Annotated in this window: 19 protein-coding genes; 6 read left to right on the forward strand and 13 right to left on the reverse strand. The window is 70.5% G+C overall.

The window, feature by feature from the left end; translation table 11 throughout:
- Positions 1-52 precede the first annotated feature (52 nt).
- From ACWEOE_RS07865 to ACWEOE_RS07875, 3 genes are all read right to left on the reverse strand, one after another.
- Positions 53-868, reverse strand: coding sequence for an exodeoxyribonuclease III (locus ACWEOE_RS07865; RefSeq protein ID WP_452005437.1), 816 nt, complete (start codon positions 866-868; stop codon positions 53-55).
- A gap of 68 nt (positions 869-936) precedes the next feature.
- On the reverse strand, positions 937-1,251 hold the full coding sequence (locus ACWEOE_RS07870; protein ID WP_452005440.1) for an SH3 domain-containing protein: 315 nt from the start codon (positions 1,249-1,251) through the stop codon (positions 937-939).
- Positions 1,252-1,472: 221 nt separating this feature from the next.
- A complete protein-coding gene (locus ACWEOE_RS07875) occupies positions 1,473-2,696 on the reverse strand; it encodes an NADP-dependent isocitrate dehydrogenase (protein WP_452005443.1) in 1,224 nt (407 codons plus the stop codon).
- Between the two features lie 229 nt (positions 2,697-2,925).
- Here ACWEOE_RS07875 and ACWEOE_RS07880 point away from each other — a divergent pair, with 229 nt between their 5' ends.
- Genes ACWEOE_RS07880 through ACWEOE_RS07890 form a run of 3 tightly spaced genes read left to right on the forward strand, consistent with a single transcriptional unit; the run spans position 2,926 to position 4,443 of the window.
- Complete coding sequence (locus ACWEOE_RS07880; RefSeq protein ID WP_452005445.1) at positions 2,926-3,414, forward strand: hypothetical protein; 489 nt, start codon at positions 2,926-2,928, stop codon at positions 3,412-3,414.
- A 32-nt stretch (positions 3,415-3,446) separates the two neighbouring features.
- Positions 3,447-3,809, forward strand: coding sequence for a DUF2203 family protein (locus ACWEOE_RS07885; RefSeq protein ID WP_452005447.1), 363 nt, complete (start codon positions 3,447-3,449; stop codon positions 3,807-3,809).
- A gap of 34 nt (positions 3,810-3,843) precedes the next feature.
- Positions 3,844-4,443, forward strand: a complete 600-nt coding sequence (locus ACWEOE_RS07890) for a class I SAM-dependent methyltransferase (RefSeq protein ID WP_452005450.1) — start codon at positions 3,844-3,846, stop codon at positions 4,441-4,443.
- 212 nt (positions 4,444-4,655) lie between these two features.
- Here ACWEOE_RS07890 and ACWEOE_RS07895 read toward each other — a convergent pair whose 3' ends face one another.
- A complete protein-coding gene (locus ACWEOE_RS07895) occupies positions 4,656-5,234 on the reverse strand; it encodes an HhH-GPD-type base excision DNA repair protein (RefSeq protein ID WP_452005453.1) in 579 nt (192 codons plus the stop codon).
- 200 nt (positions 5,235-5,434) lie between these two features.
- Positions 5,435-6,079 (reverse strand): spermine/spermidine synthase domain-containing protein, encoded by a 645-nt coding sequence (locus ACWEOE_RS07900; RefSeq protein ID WP_452005456.1) that lies wholly within the window; start codon positions 6,077-6,079, stop codon positions 5,435-5,437.
- Positions 6,080-6,154: 75 nt separating this feature from the next.
- On the opposite strand from ACWEOE_RS07900, the gene ACWEOE_RS07905 reads away from it, so the two are divergent.
- Positions 6,155-6,337 carry a DUF1918 domain-containing protein gene (locus ACWEOE_RS07905; RefSeq protein WP_452005458.1) on the forward strand — a complete coding sequence of 61 codons (183 nt, stop codon included), beginning with the start codon at positions 6,155-6,157 and terminating at the stop codon, positions 6,335-6,337.
- Here the strand turns inward: ACWEOE_RS07905 and ACWEOE_RS07910 are convergent.
- The 3 genes from ACWEOE_RS07910 to ACWEOE_RS07920 form a co-directional block, all read right to left on the reverse strand.
- A complete protein-coding gene (locus ACWEOE_RS07910) occupies positions 6,334-6,585 on the reverse strand; it encodes a hypothetical protein (protein WP_452005461.1) in 252 nt (83 codons plus the stop codon). The two genes, ACWEOE_RS07905 and ACWEOE_RS07910, sit on opposite strands and share 4 nt — an antisense overlap.
- Positions 6,570-7,253, reverse strand: coding sequence for an MFS transporter (locus tag ACWEOE_RS07915; protein ID WP_452005463.1), 684 nt, complete (start codon positions 7,251-7,253; stop codon positions 6,570-6,572). Before ACWEOE_RS07915 ends, ACWEOE_RS07910 begins: the two co-directional genes overlap by 16 nt.
- Before the next feature lie 252 nt (positions 7,254-7,505).
- Positions 7,506-7,859 (reverse strand): hypothetical protein, encoded by a 354-nt coding sequence (locus ACWEOE_RS07920; RefSeq protein WP_452005466.1) that lies wholly within the window; start codon positions 7,857-7,859, stop codon positions 7,506-7,508.
- 196 nt (positions 7,860-8,055) lie between these two features.
- Between ACWEOE_RS07920 and ACWEOE_RS07925 the strand changes: the two genes are divergently transcribed.
- On the forward strand, positions 8,056-9,240 hold the full coding sequence (locus ACWEOE_RS07925) for an MFS transporter (protein ID WP_452005469.1): 1,185 nt from the start codon (positions 8,056-8,058) through the stop codon (positions 9,238-9,240).
- Between the two features lie 60 nt (positions 9,241-9,300).
- Here ACWEOE_RS07925 and ACWEOE_RS07930 read toward each other — a convergent pair whose 3' ends face one another.
- Entirely contained in the window at positions 9,301-9,612 is a 312-nt protein-coding gene (locus ACWEOE_RS07930) for a DUF3017 domain-containing protein (protein WP_452005472.1), read from the reverse strand.
- A complete protein-coding gene (locus tag ACWEOE_RS07935) occupies positions 9,609-10,466 on the reverse strand; it encodes a bifunctional methylenetetrahydrofolate dehydrogenase/methenyltetrahydrofolate cyclohydrolase (protein ID WP_452005475.1) in 858 nt (285 codons plus the stop codon). The genes ACWEOE_RS07930 and ACWEOE_RS07935 overlap by 4 nt, the downstream gene beginning before the upstream one ends.
- A 275-nt stretch (positions 10,467-10,741) precedes the next feature.
- On the opposite strand from ACWEOE_RS07935, the gene ACWEOE_RS07940 reads away from it, so the two are divergent.
- Complete coding sequence (locus ACWEOE_RS07940) at positions 10,742-13,807, forward strand: TNT domain-containing protein (protein ID WP_452005478.1); 3,066 nt, start codon at positions 10,742-10,744, stop codon at positions 13,805-13,807.
- Between the two features lie 43 nt (positions 13,808-13,850).
- On the opposite strand, the gene ACWEOE_RS07945 is transcribed toward ACWEOE_RS07940, so the two are convergent.
- Genes ACWEOE_RS07945 through ACWEOE_RS07955 form a run of 3 tightly spaced genes read right to left on the reverse strand, consistent with a single transcriptional unit; the run spans position 13,851 to position 19,255 of the window.
- Complete coding sequence (locus tag ACWEOE_RS07945) at positions 13,851-15,266, reverse strand: phenylacetate--CoA ligase family protein (protein WP_452005481.1); 1,416 nt, start codon at positions 15,264-15,266, stop codon at positions 13,851-13,853.
- 48 nt (positions 15,267-15,314) lie between these two features.
- Positions 15,315-15,902: a pentapeptide repeat-containing protein gene (locus ACWEOE_RS07950; protein ID WP_452005484.1), complete on the reverse strand. Its 588-nt coding sequence runs from the start codon at positions 15,900-15,902 to the stop codon at positions 15,315-15,317.
- Positions 15,903-15,925: 23 nt separating this feature from the next.
- Positions 15,926-19,255: an error-prone DNA polymerase gene (locus ACWEOE_RS07955; protein WP_452005487.1), complete on the reverse strand. Its 3,330-nt coding sequence runs from the start codon at positions 19,253-19,255 to the stop codon at positions 15,926-15,928.
- Positions 19,256-19,268: the final 13 nt, after the last annotated feature.

Raw genomic sequence — 19,268 nt, forward strand, 5'->3', positions numbered from 1 at the left:
AGCGCCCCCCGGTGGCGGCCGGGGGGCGTTTCTCGGTGGTGGGGTCGGGAAATCAGCGCTGGAAAGGCACGTCGTACACCGCGGTCACCGGCGCGTGGTCCGACCACCGTTGCGCGTACGTCGCCGCTCGCTCGACCTCCACCGACCGCACCGAAGCGGCCAGGGCGGGGGTGGCGAGCTGGCAGTCGATGCGCCAGCCGGAGTCGTTGTCGAAGGCCTGGCCGCGGTAGGACCACCACGTGTAGGGGCCCGGGCCGGCGTGGAGGCGGCGCTGGACGTCCTCGTAGCCGGCTTCCGCGTAGACCCGGCCGAGCCACTCGCGTTCCTCCGGGAGGAAGCCGGAGTTCTTCTGGTTGCCCTTCCAGTTCTTCAGGTCGACGGTGTCGTAGGCGATGTTCCAGTCGCCCACCACCACGACCTCGCGGCCGGCCGCGGCGGCCTTCGCGCGCAGCTCGACGAGGTGCGGCAGGAACGCGGCCATGAAGCGTTCCTTCTCGTCCTGGCGCTCGGTGCCGACGTCGCCGCTCGGGAGGTACAGGCTCGCCACGACGACACCCGGCAGGTGCATCTCCAGGTAGCGCCCGCTGTCCTCGAACTCGGGCTCGCCGAAGCCGACGCGCACCTCGTCGGGCTCGACGCGGCTGTAGAGCGAGACACCGTTGCGCCCCTTGGCCGACGAGGGCGCGTGGGCGGCGAACCACCCCTCCGGTTCGACGACGTGCGCGGGCAGCTGCGCGGCCTCGGCCCGCACCTCCTGACAGGCGACGACGTCAGCCTTCGTGGTGGCGAGCCACTCGACGAAGCCCTTTTTCACGGCGGCCCGCAGGCCGTTGACATTCACGGTGGAGACGGTCAGCACGCCGCGCACGCTACCCGCCCGGTCCGACAATCCTGTGCCAGACTGCGCCGATGGTCCGGCTGACAGCGTTCAGCGCCTCAGCACTTCGAGCCTTCGAGCGGCTTCACGAAGTTGCTCGCCACCCACTTGTCCTTGGCGACCTCGCGGAACCCGTTCTGCTGCACCGGCATCGCGTCGAACTCGGCGCCGTTGAGGTACTTGCCGACGATCTTTCCGTTGCTGTCGGGGGTTTCGCGGGCGTTGAGGACGTCGGCGGTGACCGTGACCTTGCACCCGGTCGGGGAACCCTGGGCGTCGGCCTGGCCCTTCTGGTTCAGCACGTAGATCACAATCACGGCGGCGATGACACCGACGATGATCAGCATCTTCTTCGGGATCAACCCCAGGATCACGGCCGGCTCCTCAGTCGCCGAAAATGGGCCTCACCAGGGTAGACACCGAGTGGGTCCGGCCGACAGGTCCGGCGGTGCAGACCACCCGGAGGCGCCAACAGCGTCACCCCACGGTGACAGCGGGTAGTCACGACGAAGGGGCACCTCGGAAGACTCCTCCGAGGTGCCCCTTCGCGGTGGTGGGCGCAGCAGTTCAGCAGTGCCGAGATATCGCCGAAAAATCAGCCCTGCGCGATCTTCTTGGCCAGGTTCTCGTCGAGCGTGCCGAGGAACTCCTCGGTGGTCTGCCACGCCTGGTCCTTGCCGACGAGCAGCGCCAGGTCCTTCGTCATCTTGCCGCCTTCGACGGTGTCGACGACCACGCGCTCGAGGGTGTTCGCGAAGCCGATGAGCTCCGAGTTGGAGTCGAGCTTGCCGCGGTGCTCCAGGCCCCGGGTCCACGCGTAGATCGACGCGATCGGGTTCGTGGAGGTCGGCTTGCCCTGCTGGTGCTGGCGGTAGTGCCGGGTGACCGTGCCGTGGGCGGCCTCGGCCTCGACGGTCTTGCCGTCCGGCGTGCGCAGCACCGACGTCATCAGGCCGAGCGAGCCGAAGCCCTGGGCCACGGTGTCGGACTGCACGTCACCGTCGTAGTTCTTGGTGGCCCAGACGTAGCCGCCCTCCCACTTGAGCGCCGCGGCGACCATGTCGTCGATGAGGCGGTGCTCGTAGGTGAGGCCCTTGGCGTCGAAGTCGGCCTTGTACTCGGCCTCGAAGATCTCCTGGAACACGTCCTTGAACATGCCGTCGTAGGCCTTGAGGATCGTGTTCTTGGTCGAGAGGTAGACCGGGTAGCCGCGGTCGAGGCCGTACTGCAGCGACGCGCGCGCGAAGTCCTCGATCGACTTGCGGTAGTTGTACATCCCCATGGCGACGCCGCCGCCCTCGGGGAAGTTGGTGACCTCGAACTCCATCGGCTCGGAGCCGTCGGCCGGGGTGTAGGTCATGGTGACCGTGCCGGGGCCGGGAACCTTGAAGTCGGTGGCCTTGTACTGGTCACCGTGGGCGTGGCGGCCGATGATGATCGGCTTGGTCCAGCCCGGTACCAGGCGGGGCACGTTCTGCATGATGATCGGCTCGCGGAAGACCACGCCGCCGAGGATGTTGCGGATGGTGCCGTTCGGGCTCCGCCACATCTTCTTCAGGCCGAACTCCTCCACGCGCGCCTCGTCGGGCGTGATCGTGGCGCACTTGACGCCGACGCCGTGCTTCTTGATGGCGTTGGCGGAGTCGATGGTGATCTGGTCGTCGGTGCGGTCCCGCTCCTCGATGCCCAGGTCGTAGTAGTCCAGGTCGACGTCCAGGTACGGGTGGATCAGCTTGTCCTTGATGAACTGCCAGATGATGCGGGTCATCTCATCGCCGTCGAGCTCGACGACGGTGCCCTGGACCTTGATCTTGGCCATGAGCAGCGGTGCTCCTTCCGCGGATCTTCGCGTTGCTTCTTCGACTCGTCGGTAGCGGTACAAGCGTACTGCTTGCCGGAGCTGGATGGTTCCAGAAGTGGTCGGTATCAAGTCTCCCCCTCTTGCTTCCGCCCCCGACGCGCGGGCACACCACGCGTTCGCCGGTCGCGGAACCGGGTGAGGTCGACGACCATCCCATCGGGGAACCAGCCACCCGGGAGGTCACGCTATGTCGTATTCCGACCCGTACGCCACCTTTCCACCGCCCGTCCACCAGCCATCGCAGCCGAGCCGCGCCTTGGCGCGCGTGTTCAGCGGGCTGCTGGGCCTCGTCGTCACGCCCGTCGCACTGGGTCTGCTCGCGGCCGGCGGCTACCGGCAGCAGATGATCGTGATGGAAGCCCTCACCGCACGCGCCGACGCGCTCGGCATCGCCCTGGTGGTGGCCGGCGCCATCCTGTTGCTGGGCGTCGCGGCACTGGGGGCGTGGTCGTCCTCGGGGCCGCTGCTCGGCGGGCTCGTGTGGGGCGTGCTGCCCGGCGTGATCTCGCTCGCGGAGCCGGAATGGGGCTTCGACCTGCTGCGCGACCTCCCGCACGGCGGGCTTTCGTTCGGGCTGTCGTCGTGGATGTACTCCGGCGCACTGCTCGCTGTCGGGTTCCTGCTGGTCGGCACGGCCCTGGCGGCAACGGTCGTCCGGCGGCGGCCCGGGAGGTGAGGGCGCCCGGGCCGCAGTGAGAACATCGTCACATGGGTCTGTTCACCGTGGCCGAGGCGCGCGCCGAGCTCTCCCGGTTGCTCCCGGTCCTCGCCGAGCTCATCCGCGTGCGCGCCGACGCCGCCGAGCTCGCGGCGTCGCTGCGCCCGGGCGGCCGCGACACCGACCTCGGCGGCCTGCCGGAGTGGAAGGCCGCGCAGGCCCGGCTCGACGAGCTGATGACCACCGTCCAGCGCACGGGCGCCGAACTCAAGGGCTTCGCGCCCCTGCTGGTCGACTTCCCGGCGTCGCTGAACGGCGACGACGTCCTGCTGTGCTGGCTCGAAGGCGACCGCGAGCTGTCGTGGTACCACCGCGTGGACCTCGGCTTCGCCGGACGACGTCGGTTGGAGTGAAAAACCGCTGGTCAGGGCCGATACGGTGCTTGTCGTGACCTCAATCTTCGACGCCCAGGCCGCCGACTACGACGACGATCTCTTCCACCCCTTGGTAGCCGACACCCTCATCTCCCTCCTGCCCCCGCGCCCCGCGCTGCTGGTCGACGCGGGGTGCGGCACGGGCGCGGCGGCTTTCGCCTCGCTTCGGCTTTCGCCCACGTCAGTGCTCGGCGTGGACTTCTCCCCCGCGATGATCGAGCGGGCACGCACGAAGGCCGCTTCGCTGGATCCGGCGGGGGTGATCTCGTGGCACGTGGGGCCCGCGGTGCCCCTGCCGGTTGCCGACGGGGCCGCCGACGCGGTGGTGTGCGCGTCGGCACTGCACTTCCTCGGCGCCGCCGCCCTGACCGACTGGGCACGGGTCCTGCGCCCCGGTGGCGTGCTGGCGTTCAGCATCTCTTCGTCGGCCCGCTTAAAGCGCGAAGGGCCAATGGCCGAGCTGATGCCCCGGGACCTGCGGATTCCGGCCTCGCAGGACGAAGCCGCCGCCCTGGCCACCGCGGCGGGGTTCTCGTCGGCGGAGGGTCAGACGGTGACGGCCCACCTCGGCGGACGGGAGCGGGTGGTGTTCGCGGTGAGGGCGGTCCGGTAGCTGCTTGCCGCAGGCGGCCGGAGCTGTGTCCTGAAGTTGGACCGTGCCTTCTGACCGCAACCGGGCAGCAGGTCCATGCGCAGGAGACCAAGCGACCATTCGTGTCTCTCGCCAACCAGAAGGCGGCAGACACGAATGTCGCTGGTCCGACAGCGGCTGCACGCCACCCTAAGCCGGGATCGGCCGCTGGCGCCGAGCAGACGAGAACGGCGCTACTTCTTCGCCGCCGCCTTCTGTTCCTTCTTGAACGCGCGGACTTCCGCCAGCGTCTTGGCGTTCACCACGTCCGCGATCGAGCGGCGGGACCCGCGGTCGCCGTAGGAGCCGGCGGCTTCGCGCCAGCCCTTGGGCTGCACGCCGTACTGCTTGCCCAGCAGGGCGAGGAAGATCTTGGCCTTCTGTTCGCCGTAGCCGGGCAGGGCCTTGAGGCGCTTGAGGACCTCGGGGCCGTCGGGCTTGGGGCGGCCTTCGGTCCACAGCGCTTCGGCGTTGCCGTCGTAGTGCTCCACGAGGAACTGGCACAGCGCCTGCACGCGGCGCGCCATGGAGCCGCCGTAGCGGTGGATCGCCGGGGGTGTGACGCACAGTTCGACGAACTCCTCGGTGTCCGCCTCGGCGATGCGCCGCACGTCGAACCCGTTCATGCGGTCGGCGATCTTGCGCGGGCCGAGGAAGGCGACCTCCATGGAGATCTGCTGGTCGAGCAGCATGCCGACGAGCAGCGCCACCGGGTCCTCGCTCAGCAGCTTGTCGGCTTCGGCGTCGCCGCTCAGGTGCACTTCACGCGTCATGCGGTCCATTTTGGCAGGTCGCCACCCGAACGCCCAGCACCGAGCGGCGCCGTCCCGTAGGCGAGTGCCGAAGCCGACGGTCGGCACCCGGAGACCGCGGCCTCGTCGGTGAAGTCCACGCCCGCGGACCGAAGACGCCGAAACCTCCGTAGGTGCGGCGAAAAACGCCGCACCAGGCCGCGCCTCCTCGACGGCCGCCCTCAGGTGCGCGCGAACCACAGCACGTCCGGCTCACCGCGCGGCACCGGGACCTCCGTCACGCGCACGTCGGCGAACCGCTCCCGCAGCCGGCGGGTGAACGCGGGTGCCGCCCCGGCACTCCACACCGCCAGGACGCCGCCGGGACGCAGCAGCCGGACCAGACCGTCCACACCGGACTCCGAGTACAGCGCGCCGTTGCCTTCGGTCACCGTCCACTCGGGACCGTTGTCGATGTCGAGGCACAGCGCGTCGAAGGTCGAGGTGCAGGCACGCAGCCAGGGCACGAGGTCCGCCTGCACGAGGTCGACGCGGGGGTCGTCCAGCGCCGAGTCATGGACCGCGCGAAGCGGTCCGGTGCGGTTCCACGCGATCACCGCGGGTTCGCGTTCGACCACCACGACCGAGGCGACCCGCGGGTGATCGAGGGCGGCCCGCAATGAAAAACCGACGCCGAGGCCACCGATGAGCACCCGCGCGCCCGGGGCGAGCAGGTCGGCGGCACCGGACACGAGGAGCCGTTCGGATTCGCCGTTTCGGGTGTCCATCAGGAACACGCCGTTCTCGATCACCTCGAGGGCCGCGCCGGCGCGGCGCAGCACGAGTTCGCCGCCCGCCCCCTGGGCCACGTCCAGAACCTCAGCCATCCGGCCAGCCTGGCACAACTGCCCTGTACGCGGCCGCGACGCGCTTCTACTCTGGACCGACGGAGGTGAAACCCCATGTACGCGACGGTAGGAGACGAGATCCAGGTCCACGGGCGCACGGTGGGAGCGGCCGAGCAGCGCGCCGAAATCCTCGAGGTGCGCGGCCCGGACGGCGCACCGCCCTACGTGGTCCGCTTCGCCGACGGGCACGAGGCACTCGTGTACCCCGGGCCCGACTGCGAAATCCACAGCGACTAGCCGACGACCGCTTCTTCCCGCGCCTCGCCACGACGGGCGCGGCGTGTCCCCCAGAAGACCACCAGCACCACGCCGGCGGCCGCGCACAGCAGCGCCGCGACTTCCGGCAACGTCCGCGCGCCCACGATCGTGAGCGCTTCACCGCCGACGACACCGAACAGTCCGATGCCGAAGTAGATCGCCGAGCCGTGGAGCGAGAGCGCGAGGCCCGCGTGGCGCGGCGAAAGCTCGATCAGCCGGTGCTGCATCGGCGGGTTGAACGCCCACATGACGGCGCCCAGGCGAAGAGCGTCACGCCGGCGCCGGCCACCGTCGTCGAGGTGAGGGGCAGCAGAGCCAGCACGACGGTCATGCCACCGAAGACCACGAGCAACGGCCCCCGCGATCCCCACCGGTCGCCTGTCCGGCCGCCCAGCGAGTTGCCGAGCGCACCACCGACGCCGTAGCAGAACAGCAGGCCCGCGACCGTGCCGCCGGACGCGTGGGCCAGCACCGCGAGCAGCGACGACGCGAAGGTGTAGACCATGAAGCCGCCCAGCGACAACATCATGGCCGCGACCAGCAGGAACACCACGCCGCGGTCCCGTGCGACCACGAAGCGCTCGGCCAGCCGCACGGCCGGCGCCGGCGCGACGCGCGGCAGCACCAGCCCCACGGCGAGCGCACTCGCCAGCGCCAGCACGCCGGCCAGCAGGAACGCGACCTCGTAACTCCACCACTGGGAGCTGAGGGTGCCGAGCGGCACGCCCAGGATCAACGCGAAGGTGAGCCCGCCGTACACCGTCGCCACGGCGCTGCCGCGGCGGTCCGGCGTGGTCAGCACCGCGGCCACGGCGGAGGCGCACGGCATGAACAGACCTGCTCCGACGGCAGTGACGATCCGCGCGATGAAAATCATTGAATAGTTCGGCGCCATTGCCGTCAAAACATTACCGAAGCCGATTACGACAAGTGCGACAACCAGCAAATTGCGGCGATCTCAGGCGCCGGTGGCCGCCGCCGAAAACGGAGAACCGACGGCATATGAAATGGCGAAGGCCGTGACAAGTTGCGCCGCCGAAGTTATCGAAACGTGCAGCTCGGATGTCAAAGCGGGCAACACCCCGGTGACGATGTAACCGCTGGTCCCGACACTGAAGGACTCCAGCGCCAATACACTCGGCCTCGATCAGAAGAAACCGGAAAAAGACATGGATGTACCCCTTGGGGAATTCATTGAAATAAAGTCGATCTTCGCTCGACCGAGATTACCTCGAAGATCGAAAACCAGGAGGGGCGCTGCTGAAAAGTACTCCTCACTATGGCCGGTTGACCCCGCTCCGCCGTTCGACGCCACCACGACCCGCGTCGGCGAAACGCCAGAGGTGCCGGTGACCAAGTCCACACCGCCGACCACCCCGCCGCCGGGCCCGCGGACCGGATCTCCGGCCGACAAGTCGGCACCACCCGGCCCGACACCACCCGGCCCGACCCCTTGCCCCGCAACGATCTTGACGACCCGCCCCTCGGTCGGTTCGCTCACTCAGCCGCCGACGGTCGCGTTACGTGAACAGCCTCACCCGGATACCGGGATGACAAACCCCCACCCCATCGGTTGAACTGATCGCAGGCAGCCCACGACGACGTCGGAGCTGTCTTGTTTTTTGCTCAAGAACTAAAGCGCTTCAGAACCGGGTGTCGCCCGGACGGAGTAATCGATTTCTCAAGGAAGGAGAGCCGTGCCCGTCGCGTTGCTCGCGCTCGCCATCGGTGCCTTCGGCATCGGGACCACCGAGTTCGTGATGATGGGTGTGCTGCCCCAGGCAGCCGCGGACTTCCACGTCGACATCCCCACCGCCGGTTACTTCATCTCCGCGTACGCGCTCGGCGTCGTGATCGGCGCCCCACTGCTCACCGCGGTGGCCGTGCGGCTGCCGCGCAAGACCATGTTGCTCGCGATGATGGGCCTGTTCACGCTGGGCAACGGCCTGTTCGCGCTGTCGCCGAACCAGGGGTTCGGCATCGCGTTCCGCTTCCTGGCCGGCCTGCCCCACGGTGCGTTCTTCGGCGCCGGCGCGGTGGTCGCGTCGAGCCTGGTGAAGCCGGGTGACCGCGCGAAGGCCGTGTCGATGATGTTCATGGGCCTGACGCTGGCCAACGTCGTCGGCGTGCCGCTGGGCACGCTGCTGGGCCAGCAGGTGGGCTGGCGTGCGACGTTCGGCGTCGTCGCCGTGATCGGCCTGGTGGCCGCGGCCGCGATCTTCAAGCTCGTGCCGCACCAGGGCCGCCCGGCCGAGGCGTCGCTGCGCGGTGAGCTGAGCGCGTTCCGGCGCCCGCAGGTGTGGCTGGCGCTGGCGATCGTGACGTTCGGGCTCGGTGGTGTGTTCGCGTGCATGTCCTACATCGCGCCGATGCTGACCGACGTCGCCGGCTACTCGCCCGCCGACGTGACGCTGCTGCTGTCGCTCGCGGGTGTGGGCATGACCGTGGGCAACTACCTCGGCGGCCGGCTGGCGGACCGTGCGCTGATGCCTTCGCTCTACGGCGCGATGCTCTCGCTCGCCGTGGTGCTCGGGATCTTCACGCTCACGGCGCAGTCGAAGGTCGGCGCGGCGATCACGATCTTCTTCGTGGGCGTGGCCGGGTTCATGATCGGCCCGATGATGCAGACGCGGATCATGCAGAAGGCCGGCGGCACCCCGTCGCTGGTGTCGGCGGCGGTGCAGTCGGCGTTCAACATCGCGAACTCGATCGGCGCGTACCTCGGCGGGCTGGTGATCGCCGGCGGGCTCGGCCTGGTGGCGCCCAACTGGGTCGGCGCTTCGCTGGCCGTGGTCGGGCTGTCGATCGCGGCCGTCTCCGGCACGATCGACCGGCGCGACGCCCGCGCGGCGCAGCAGCGGGAGCTCGCGCTGGCTTCATGAGGCTCGATGAAAAAGTGGCCCCGCACCGGACCGGGTGCGGGGCCACTCGTCGTGACGGGGTCAGGACGTCGCGTCGAACGGACCGCCCACGATCGTGAACGCGATGTAGAGCACGGCCGCGCACAGCGCCGCGTAGGTGACGACGTCCACGACCTTGCCGCGGATCGCCAGCAGGCCCACGCGGTCCTCCGGCAGCAGGAGGCGCAGCAGGCCGCCGACCAGCAGCGCGACGCCGACCAGCACCGCGCCCTCGCGCCAGTGGTACTGCAGGATCCGCAGGGCCGCGGCCAGCAGCAGGAGCAAAACGACCCCGAACGGCACGTGGACGGTCCAGGACCGCTGCGTGCGTGGCCGCTCGGTGGTCATGGTCATCGGCTCGCGGCCGCGCGCTCGGCGGCTTCGACGACGTTCGACACGAGCATCGCCCGCGTCATCGGCCCGACGCCGCCCGGGTTGGGCGACAGCCAGGCGGCCACCTCGGCGACACCCGGGTCGACGTCGCCCGTGAGCTTGCCGTCGACGTGGGAGACGCCGACGTCGAGCACCGCCGCGCCCGGCGCGACCATGTCGGGCTTGATGATCCCGGGCACGCCGGCGGCGGCGATCACGATGTCGGCGCGGCGGACCTCGGCGGCGAGGTCGCGGGTGCCGGTGTGGCAGAGCGTCACGGTGGAGTTCTCGCTGCGGCGAGTGAGCAGCAGGCCCATCGTGCGGCCGACGGTGATGCCGCGGCCGACCACCGTCACGCGGGCGCCGTTGAGCTCCACATCGTGGCGCTTGAGCAGCTCGATGATGCCGTACGGCGTGCACGGCAGCGGGCCGCGCTGGCCGAGCACGAGGCGCCCGAGGCTGGTGGGCGCGAGGCCGTCGGCGTCCTTGTCGGGGTCGATGCGCTCGAGGATCCGGTTCGCGTCGAGGTGCTTCGGCAGGGGCAGCTGCACGATGTAGCCGTGGCACGCCGGGTCCGCGTTGAGGTCGTCGATGACGGCCTCGAGCTTCTCCTGCGAAATGTCCGCGGGCAGGTCGCGGCGGATCGAGTTCACGCCGATCTTCGCGCTGTCCGCGTGCTTCATCTTCACGTACGAGTGCGAGCCGGGGTCGTCGCCGACCAGCACCGTGCCCAGCCCGGGGACCACGCCCCGCTCGGCGAGCGCGGCCACCCGCGGAGCCAGCTCCGCGAAAATGGCGTCCTTCGTGGCCTTGCCGTCCAGAATCTTCGCCGTCACGTGACCATTCTCGCAAAGCACCGACCGGGCCCGGACCTCGCCCGTTCCGCACACGCAGCGTGTTCACAGGACCACCCGATCGGCCTCGCGCGTCGCGAATGGGCGCGCAGGGCCACCGGACGTAGACTCGTGGTCACCCCAACGCCGGAGCCCGGACCCAGCCCGCACGGGTGTGTGATCTTGAGCATCGCGCGTCGACCGAGGTCAGACCGCCTCTGCGTGGCAAAAGACCTATGCGGGGTGCGTTCGCGCGCGCGAACCGTCAAAATGTTCCCGTGGCACAACCGACGACGCAGCTGAACGCGACCGAGCAGGACACACTGGTCAAGCAGATCGGGCTCGCCCTGCTGCGCGCAGCACCGCGCGACTGGCGCAAGGTCACGGTGGAGTACCGCGCCGTCGGCCGGTACCACGAGCTGACGGGCGAGATCCGCACCGAGGACGGCACCGGGCAGGAGTGGGTCGCGACCCACGACATCGCGACGCTCTTCGGCCGGTTGCGCGCCGGCATGTACCGCGACGGGCGCGGCACGTGGTTCAACGCGCGCTACCAGCTCGACCACCCGTCCAGCTACAACCTCGAGTACAACCGCGAGGAGCCGACCTGGCACCTCGCGCCGCCGCCGCAGGCGTACCAGGACGAGCTGCGCATGTTCCCCCGCACGGAGGAGAACGTGCCGGAATGGCTGATCCGGCGCCTGTCCGGCCTCGGCCCCGAGCAGCCCGGGCCGCACTTCCGCATCGCGCGGATCTTCGACACGATCGGGCCCGCCGGGCGCCCGGTCATCAACCGGCCCGACCTCGACGTGTCCGAGCAGGACCGCCTGCTCGACTACCTCGACCACGCGCCCGTGGTGGTGCAGGACCGCGGCTACGACATCGACCGCCTCGCGCCCACGCCCGAGGCGACCGTGCCCGTGGCCTTCCACAGCGACGGGCAGTGGATCTGGCCCGCGGCCGTGAACTTCTACCTGCGCCAGTACGGTGTCTCGCCCGAGCCCGACCTGGTCGAGCACATCCGGTCCAACGGCTTCCAGCTGCCGCAGGTCGACGACCTCGCGCTGCAGGGTGCCGCCGCGTACCTCACGCGGGGCAGCCAGCAGCAGCGCCCCGGCCCGCAGCCGCAACAGCAGCAGCCGCCCCAGGCGCCGCCCGCTCCCCCGTCCGCCCAGGCCGCACCGGCTCCGGTGACGCCGCCGGCCCCTCCGGCGCCCTCAGCCCCTCCGGCCCCTTCGCCCGAGGCGCCGCCCGCGCCGGTGGACGTGCCGCTCGCCGTGCACACCCCGCCCGCCGAGCCGGATCTGTCGGCCGGACCGCCGTTCGAGCAGGTCTTCGACGAGGCCCCGCAGCAGCAGCACGACAACAGCCGGCAGGGCTTCCAGAACGAGCAGTACCAGGACGAGCAGTACGACGAGTTCGACGACCGCTTCGCGGGCGAAGACCGGTTCGACGACGAGCACCAGGACTTCGAACCGGCCCACGACCAGGCGGCCGGCGGCGCCGGCGCCCCGGCCGACAGCTCGGCCCCGGCGGCGGAGCGGACTGCGCTCTACGCGCCCGTCGACCCCAACGCCGCTCCGTCGCCGCACGAAGAGCAGCAGCGCACGGCCATGTACGCGCCGGTCGACCCGAACTCCGCCCCGCCGGAGGAGGACGCCGAGCAGACCGCGCTGTACGCGCCCGTCGAGGCCGAGCCGGAGCCCGAAGAAGAGCCGGTGCTGTTCACCCACACCGACGAACCACCGCGGCACGACGAGCCGGCCGAGCAGCACACGGCCCTTTACGCCCCGGCCGACCGTGGCGCGCAGCAGTACGAAGACGGCCAGTTCGAGGACGCCGAGCACTTCGAAAACGGAGAGCCGATCGAGCACACCCAGCCGTTCGACAGCGGCCCGGCGTTCGACAAGGGCGAGCCCTTCGAGGGCGGTCAGTACGACCAGGCCGGGCCGTACCAGGGCGAGCAGTACGACGACGAGCACTTCACCGAGTCCGAGTACGACGAAGCCCAGTACGACGACGAGCCCGGCGAAGGCGGTGCCCCCGCCGGCCGCGAGCCCGCCTTCGACTCGGGCCCGCCGACCGCGATGATCACGCCGGACGAGGGCGTGCCCGGGGTCCTGCCCGTACCTGAGCTGCCGACGCCCGCGCGCGCGGCCCGGCAGGAGCCGGCCGCCGAGCCGCCGGCCCCGCCACGGCAGCCGGCTCGTCGCGTGCGCCGCGAGCTGCCGGCCGAACCCGCGCTGGCGAAGCTGCAGACGCGGCTCGACGAGCTCGACGTGCCGGACGCCGCCTACCAGCTGGGCACGCCGACCGAGCGCGGCTGGACCGTGGAACAGGTGGACGAGGGCTGGCGCGTCGGCTGGTACGACGGCGAGCTGATCAACCCCGCGGTCTTCGGCGATTCCGACGACGCCGCCGCGTTCATGCTCGGGAAGGTCCTGCTGCACCCCGATGGCCACGAGCCTGCCGAGGAGCAGCCGCCGGTGGTGGCGCCCGAACCCGAGGCCCCGAAGCCGCCGGTGGTGGCGACGGTGTCGCCCGAGGTCGCGACGGGTTCGTTCCCGGTGCGCCCGCGGGAGACCGTGCCGCCGCAGGAGCAGACGGCCTTCACCTCGGCCGAGGAACTGCTCGCCGACGAGCCCGAGGCGGAAGAGCCCCAGCCTCGGCAGGTGCCGCCGCCTCCGCCGATGCCGCCGGTCCAGCCGCCGACGCAGGTGACCCCGCCGGTGCAGGCGCCGCCGCGGCGCGAGCCGCCGCTGCCGCCCGCTTCCCCGGCCGGTGGTCTGGGCCTGCCGACGGGGCCCGGTGCGCCGGTCGGTCCCGGTGGTCCGGGCGGACCTGGTGCGCCCGGTGGACCTGGCGGTCCCGGCCTCGGTGGGCCCGGCCCGCTCGGTGGCCAGGGTGCCCCCGTCGCTCCGCCGCGCCGGGAAGAGCCCGCGCGGGCCAACGGCGCACCGCGCACCGCCGCGAACGGCACCGGCAACAACCAGTGGCCGATCGGACCGTTGTCGGGCGAGCCGCCGCTGACGTTGTTCCGGGGCAAGGAGCTGCGCGAACTGCCCGCGGGCAGCGAGCTCGACCGCTTCGGCGGCCCGAACGGCAACCTGACCTACGCCGCGGGCACGCCGTTCGAGGAGCGTTCGCTGGTGCCGGAGTGGGTGAACCGGCCGTATCACGTGTACCGCGTGCAGCGTCCCCTCGAAACGCTCGCGGGCGTCGCCATCCCGTGGTTCAACCAGCCCGGCGGCGGCTCGGCGTACCTGCTGCCCGCGTCGATCGAGGAACTGCTCGCCGAGGGCGACCTGATCGAACTCGAGCCGGGCGAACCGCCGATCGACTGAAGTGCTTGAAGGGGCGGGGCCTGCGGGTCCCACCCCTTTTTCTTCAGGTGCTTCGCGTGTAGCGGTGTTTCACGCCGACCGGGAAGTACTCGGGGTCGCCGGCCGGGCGCAGGACGACCTCGGGCAGCTGCCGTTCGGCGGGCACGTAGTGGGCGAACTCGCTGTTGAGCCGCAGCAGCTGGTCGCGGATCGACGTGGCGAGCAGGGCCGCGTCGCCGTCCCGCCCGGGCGCCAGCTCGACAGTGATCCGCAGCCGGCGGTCGCGATCGGCGTCTTCGTAGGTCTCGAGCACGAACTTGCCGGTGACCCAGCCGCTGACGTCCGGTTGTTCGAGCCCGACAGTCACGTTCTCCGGGTAGATGTTGGCACCGAAGAACGACACCGTGAACAGCGAGCGGCCGAAGAGGTACACGAACGGCAGGTCCGGGCCGTCGGCAGGGGTGAACCCGTGGCGGGCGCAGAACTCCAGCAGGTCGGCGTGCGGGATCACCCCGCCTTCGTCGGCGATGTGGTAGCGGACCAGGGGCACGCCGTTGTCGCCGGAGAAGAGCAGGGTCCCGCCTTCGGCTTCGAAGAACCGGCTCGTGGGGTCGTACTGCACGAGTGTCGGCAGGCGGGACTCGCCGAAGAGTTCGCGGGCCAGCGCGGGCTTTTCGGCGAGGAACCGGCGGATCGAGACCGACGTCGGGGTCTCGGTGCCGAGCACGCCGGCGTCGGCGGTGCCGTAGAGGGAAACCAGGTCGGTCACCGGGTCGGCAACGCCGGCGCGCACCGCGACCAGGTCCCGCCACTGTTCACTGAACACCTCACCGGCGAACACCATCTTCACCGAGTGCTCGGTCCAGCCGCTGCCGCTGTCGACCACGTCCTTCACGAACGGCGGGTAGCCGAGCAGCACGACCTGGTCGAAGTGGGGCGCCAGCTCCGGCAGCACCCTCAGGATCTCGGCCTTGTTGTTGCCGGGCGCGACCGTCGTGATCGGGAAGCCCTTGGCCGCGAGGTGGCGCACGCACGCCGTCGTGAACAGGCCGCCGACCCAGGTGCCCAGCGGGAAGCACACGACGGCCAGCGTGGCGCGCGTATCGGCACCGAACGTGCGGAAGACTTGCTCGAACCGCTCGGCGATGTGCAGCTCGTCGGCGAGCGAGCGGGGCCAGATCGTGGGGCTGCCCGAGGAACCCGACGAAACGGCGATCACGTCGCACCCGTCGAGGCGGCCGTCGCGGCACAGCTGCGGCAGCGAGTACCGGCTCTGGTAGGTCGCTTTCGAGGTCGGCGGCAGGCGCCGGAAGTCGTCGAGGGTCTCGACGGTCGCCGGGTCGACCCCCTGGGCGTCGAGGAACTTCCGGTACGCGGGCACGGTGGCCACCACGTCGCGAAAGAAGCCGATGACGTCGAGAGGACGGCGGTCGCCGGCGAAGAACGCCTGGTAGGCCTTGATCACATCGTCAGGTCGCACCCGAGCATCATCGCCCCGCGACCGGATCCGCGGCCAGCGTTCTTTCGGCTACTTGACGATCAACCCGTGGGCCGCGGCGAAAGCGATCGCGGTGTCCACGTCCACGTAGGCGCCGCGCAGGTCGGCCTGCACCAGTGCGTTGGCGTCGAGCAGGGTGCCGCGCAGGTCGGCGCCCGACAGTTTGGCGCCCTGGAGGCGGGCGCCGCTGAGGTCGGAGCCGCGCAGGTCGGTGTCGGTGAGGTCGGCCTCGGTGAGGTTGACCTCGCGCAGGCGCAGGCCGGAGAGCTGGAGCTTGCGCAGCCGGCCGCGGGACAGGGACGCCAGCGACAGGTCGCACTCCGTGAGCGCGATACCCTGGACCCGGCAGTCCACAAAGGACGAACCGAGCAGCGAACACGACGACCACCGGCTGTCGGCGAGCACGGCGCGATCGAAGGTGCAGCTGCGGAACGCCGAGGCGTCGTGGCGGGAGCCGGCGAGGTCGGCCTTGGTGAAGTCGCAGTTGTCGAAGGTGCAGCCGCGCGTGCGCAGGTCACGCAGGTCGGCCTCGGCGAAGTCGCAGCCCGTGAACTGACGTTTTTCCCACCACTGCCCGGAAAGCACGGCGTCGCGGTAGTCCTCACCGGTCTCGATCACTCCGACAGGATGTCACACCGCGCTCACCGGAAGTCGCGCGACTTCGCCGTGATCCGCAGGGGCAGCGGTTCCAGCTTCTGCGCCCGCACGCTCGCCACGCCGTCGGCCTTTTCGAGCACACCGCGGACCAGCAGGGCGGTGCTGGCGCGGGCGACGCGGTGGAAGCGTTGCCACAGGCCGAGGGTGCAGACGACGTTGACCATGCCCGTCTCGTCCTCGAGGTTGATGAAGGTGACGCCGCCTGCGGTGGCCGGGCGCTGGCGGTGGGTGACGGCGCCGCCGACGAGCACCCGGGCGCCGTCGTCGAGGTCGAGCAGGCGGTGGGCCGGGACGACGCCGAGCGTGTCGAGGTGGTCGCGCACGAACTCCGTGGGGTAGCTGTCCGGGGACAGGCCCGTGGCCCACACGTCGGCGGCGGCGAGGTCGAGCTCGTCCATGCCGGGCAGCGTGGGGGCGTCGACGCCGGGCGCGGTGCCAGGCAGCTTGTCCGGGCGGTCCTGCGCGACGGCGCCCGCCGACCACAGGGCCTGCCGGCGGTCGCCGCCGAAGCCGCTGAAGGCGCCGGCCGTGGCAAGGGCCTCCAGCTGCGGCGCGGTGAGCCGCACGCGACGGGCGAAGTCGGACATGCTGGTGAACTCACCGCGGGACCGTTCGGCCACGATCTGCTTCGCCGGCTCCTCGCCGATCAGCCGCACGGTGCCGAGGCCGCCGCGCACCGGGTGCAGCTTTCCCTTGCCCGGCAACGGTTCCAGCGTGGCGTGCGGCAGGCTGCGGTTGACGTCGGGGCCGAGCACCGTGACGCCGTGGCGGCGCGCGTCGGCCACCAGCGACTGCGGCGAGTAGAACCCCATCGGCTGCGCGCGCAGCAGCCCCGCGCAGAACGCGTCCGGGTGGTAGTACTTGAAATACGCGCTCGCGAACACCAGGTACGCGAAGCTCAAAGCGTGGCTCTCCGGGAAGCCGAAGTTCGCGAACGCCTTGAGCTTCAGGAAGATCTGCTCCGCCAGCTCGCGGCCGACGCCCTTGGCCGTGGCGCCGTCGAGGAACCGCTGCCGCAGCAGCTCCATCTTGCGCTCCGACCGTTTCGAGCCCATGGCGTGGCGCAGCTGGTCGGCTTCGGCTGCGGTGAAGTCGGCGACGTCGAGCGCGATCTGCATCATCTGTTCCTGGAACAGCGGCACGCCTTTGGTCTTGTACAACGCGTTCGCGAGCAGCGGGTGGTCGTAGTCCCACTTCTCGCGCCCCTGCTTGCGCCGGATGTAGGGGTGCACCGAGCCGCCCTGGATCGGGCCGGGCCGGATGAGCGCGACCTCCACGGCCAGGTCGTAGAACTCCGTCGGCCGCAGCCGCGGCAGCGTGGCGAGCTGCGCGCGGCTCTCCACCTGGAACACGCCGATCGCGTCGGCCCGGCAGAGCATCTCGTAGATGTTGCCGTCTTCCAGGTCAAGGTCGGCGAGATCGATCTTCTCGCCCTTGTGCTCCTCGACGAGGTCGAGCATGTAGTGCAGCGCCGACAGCATGCCGAGGCCCAGCAAATCGAACTTCACCAGCCCCGCCGCGGCGCAGTCCTCCTTCTCCCACTGCACCACACTGCGGTTCTCCATCCGCGCCCACTCCACGGGCACGACCTGGCTCACCGGCTCGTGGCAGATCACCATGCCGCCGGAGTGGATGCCGAGGTGGCGCGGGAAGTCCTCGAGCGCGAACGCGAGCTGCACCACGTCGTCGGGAATGTCGTGGTCGTGGTCCTTTTCGGTGCTGCGCAACGCTCCCCAGCGGTCGATCTGCTTGCTCCACGCGTCCTGCTGGCCGGGTGAGTAGCCGAGCGCGCGGGCGGCGTCGCGGATCGCGGAGCGGGCGCGGTAGGTGATCACGTTGGCGACCTGGGCGGTGTTGAGGCGGCCGTGCTTGGTGAAGACGTACTGGATGGCTTCTTCGCGGCGGTCGGACTCGATGTCGAGGTCGATGTCCGGGTACCCGTCGCGGTCGGGGGCGAGGAAGCGTTCGAAGAGCAGCTTGTACTTGACCGGGTCGACCTTGGTGATGCCCAGCGCGTAGCAGACGGCGGAGTTGGCGGCCGAGCCGCGGCCCTGGCAGAGGATGGTGTTGTCGCGGCAGAAGCGCACGATGTCCCACACGATCAGGAAGTACCCGGGGAACCCGAGATCCTCGATGATCTTCAGCTCGTGCTCGATCTGCGCGTATGCGGCGGCTTCGTCTTTCTTGCCCTTGTAGTGTTCTTCGGCGCCCTGCATCGTGAGCTCGCGCAGGTACGTCGTCTCGGTGTGGCCTTCGGGAACGTCGAACGGCGGCAGCTCGGGTGCGAGGAGTTCGAGCTTGAACGAGCACTCCACGCCCAGCAGCGCCGACCGTTGGACCGCGCCGGGGTAACGGCGGAAGCGCTCGGCCATTTCGGTGCCGGAGCGCAGGAAAGCCGCGCCGTCGCTGGGCAGCCAGCCTTCGAGGTCGTCGATACCGCGGCGCGCGCGGATGGCGGCGACGGCGTCGGCGAGGCGGCCGCGTTCGGGGCGGGCGTAGTGGGCGGCGGTGGTGGCCACGGTCGGCAGGCCGAGGTCGTGGGCGAGCTCGGCGAGGACGTCGTTGTGGGTGCTGTCGAGGGGCTGGCCGTGGTCGAAGAGCTCGACGTAGACGTTGTCGCGGCCGAAGAGTTCCGTGAGTTTCCGCAGCTGCGTGGCCGCGGCGGCCGGGCCGTCGTGCAGGAGGGCTTGCCGCACCGAGCCCTTGCGGCAGCCGGTGAGCACGGCGCACTGGCCGGTGACCTCCTCGGCGACGGCCCGCAGGTCGTACACGGGACGGCCTTTTTCGGCTTGGTCGCCGGCGGTGCCGTCGTAGCCGCGCAGCTGGCCGGCGGTGATGGCGCGGCACAGGCTGCGGTAGCCGTGGTCGCCGCGGGCGAGCAGCAGCAGGTGCTCGCCTTCGGGGTCGGCGACGCCGTTCTGCGGCGCGGACAGGCCGAAGCTCAGCTCGGTGCCGAACACCGTGGCGACGCCGAGCTCTTTCGCGGCTTCGGCGAAGCGGACGACGCCGTACATGCCGTCGTGGTCGGTGAGCGCGATGGCGTCGAGGCCGAGCCGCGCGGCTTCTTCCACGAGCTCCTCGGGGTGGCTGGCGCCGTCGAGGAAGCTGAAGTTGGAGTGGCAGTGCAGCTCCGCGTACGGCACACGCGGCTCCGTCTCGACCTCGCTGCGCGGCGGTGGCACGTCGGCGGGGCGGCGGTAGACGTCGCGTTTGCGGCCCCACGCGGGGCTGTCGCCGTGGTCGCCGGGCGGGATTTCGCCGTCGAGCGCGCGGGCGAGGTCCTGCCACGGGACGGGCGGGTTGTTCCAGGCCATCTACTCGTCTTCG

The organism is Amycolatopsis sp. NPDC004368, assembly GCF_053602515.1.